2 protein-coding genes and 1 pseudogene are annotated in these 1,926 nt (G+C 55.0%); all 3 read left to right on the top strand.

Annotation, left to right across the window (positions count from 1 at the left end; genetic code table 11):
* Nucleotides 1–398 (top strand): annotated as a pseudogene (locus ABJ99_RS04950) (ParA family protein); the annotation flags it as partial.
* Between the two features lies 1 nt (nucleotide 399).
* A complete protein-coding gene (locus tag ABJ99_RS04945; protein ID WP_054084848.1) occupies nucleotides 400–1,155 on the top strand; it encodes a hypothetical protein in 756 nt (251 codons plus the stop codon).
* On the top strand, nucleotides 1,152–1,853 hold the full coding sequence (locus ABJ99_RS04940; protein WP_054084847.1) for a DUF2786 domain-containing protein: 702 nt from the start codon (nucleotides 1,152–1,154) through the stop codon (nucleotides 1,851–1,853). Before ABJ99_RS04945 ends, ABJ99_RS04940 begins: the two co-directional genes overlap by 4 nt.
* Nucleotides 1,854–1,926 lie beyond the last annotated feature (73 nt).

The raw sequence follows: 1,926 nt of genomic DNA, 5'->3' as shown, positions 1-1,926 counted from the left end.
CCCGGGAATTTAACCGTGGCACTTTGCAAATGCTTGACGGCCTGCGTCCATATTCTCGGCTTGGACTGAACATCCCGCCGATCAAAGTGGTGGTGAACTGCCTTGACGCCACTAACGATGCTCGCCAGATCCATGATGCGATCAGAGTGACCTTCGCTGATAGCAAAGAGATCGAGGTACTTCAAAGCACCGTCCCTGCTTCTGTAGTTTTCCGGCAGGCATCAACGTCGGGTATGTCTGCGCACCGGATCGAATACAAACAACCTTCCAACCGTCGAGCCCCCAGTGCGCTTCAGATCATCCGTGAACTGGCGATAGAGGTTTTCCCACAATGGAAAGACCTCTTTGAAGCCATGAGCGAGTCGGCTGTAGCGAAAATCGTCAAAGAGGATCGCTGAAATGGGAAAACCGCATCTCACCGACGCATCCGGCATTACTCCAGAATTGATGCGCAAGCTCAACGACCAGTACAACTCATCACAACTGCGCGCCGCTCAGACCAAGCTTACGAACACGTCACGTGAGCTCCGCAATTTAAGCTCCAGCCATAAGATGGGCCGCGGCTTGATTAGTCGACTGGGTGATTACTTGAGCGTGGAACAGCGTGAACTGCTCTCACAGGCCGCGCAGCTCCTTGAATCAGTGAACGCTCATGTCGAGCATGCCAAGGAAAAACGTGTACGCGACGAGAAAGCGGCCAAACGTCGGCAGGACGCGCGAAACGCAAGAGCGAAACAACTGATTGCTGCTAGATATCCTCTGCCCACAGAGAACCTGGACCAGAAACTTGAGCTCCTGAAAACGGCGCTGTTATTCAACCGCATCGGCACATATGACAGTTTCTACTCCGCAGTCGAGCTTAATAGCGAGATCCGAAGCACCTTACTGACGCCGTTCAGCAGACTGATGGGTTGGGGCAGCCTGACCGCTTACCGAGTCAGTTGCCTAGGCTCGCTTCGTATCCGGCTCGTTGAGGCACTGACTAATGACATTTCTTACGACGATGGATCTGAGGTCGAGGATCGGCTAGCCGCTCTGCAGTCGAAAGTCCGTAATGCGAATGCTAAAGCCGCGCTCACAGCTGAAGAACATGAAACCCTCAGGCTCTGGAAAGAGGCTCTAGCGTCCGTGGTACAACCTGAGGTGCAGCCATGAGCATTGACCGCCAACGGATAATCGACAAAGTCATCAAATGCTTCGCTTTGGCTCGATCTGCGGGTGCCTCTCCCAATGAGGCTGAGACCGCTTTGCGGCAAGGCCGCAAGCTAATGGAGCAGTACCAGCTCGAAGAGCTTGAGGTCGACGCTCATCTTGCCTGCGAGGCCTCAGTCTCTGCCGGTACGAAGCGAGCACCCGCCAGTTGGCTGCATAGCCTGGCAAACACATGCGCGAGCGCTTTCGACTGCGATTGCATTGCGTACCAGGCGCGGCCTGGAGACTGGCAGTTCAAGTTCATCGGTTTGGGTGTATCGCCGGATCTGGCCAGCTATGCCTATTCAGCGCTTCATCTGCAACTGGTGACGGCGCGGCGTCAGCACGTAACGCAGCTCAAGCGCTGCAATCCAACGACCAAAAGACGACGTGGGCGGATTTTTGCCGAAGCCTGGATCGATGCAGTCGCCCGCAACGTTTACAAATTTGCCGGTCGCCAGGACGAACAAACCGAACGAGCGATCAGTGCCTATATCGAGTTGCATCACCCTACCCTGATCGAAAAAGAGATCGAGCCAACCTCTGTGAAAGGCCATGACTTCAAATCCCAACATCAGGGGTGGAAGCAAGGATCCACAGCAGCGTTGCACAGAGGTGTCGATCAGCACTTCCCGCCCTCTGCCCGAATCGGGAGGGCATGATGGATATATCCAATATGTCACCCCCTCACTCCGTCGAAGCGGAACAAGCGGTGCTTGGCGGGCTGATGCTCGA

Source organism: Pseudomonas syringae pv. cilantro (assembly GCF_001293775.1).
Lineage (GTDB): Bacteria > Pseudomonadota > Gammaproteobacteria > Pseudomonadales > Pseudomonadaceae > Aquipseudomonas > Aquipseudomonas syringae_P.
The sequence above is the reverse complement of the archived record's forward strand: the minus strand, read 5'-3'. Positions and strand labels throughout refer to the sequence as shown.

Coding starts and splice junctions, on each gene's coding strand:
- ABJ99_RS04940 (WP_054084847.1), top strand. CDS start 1,152: ATGAGCATTGACCGCCAACGGATAATCGACAAAGTCATCAAATGCTTC.
- ABJ99_RS04945 (WP_054084848.1), top strand. CDS start 400: ATGGGAAAACCGCATCTCACCGACGCATCCGGCATTACTCCAGAATTG.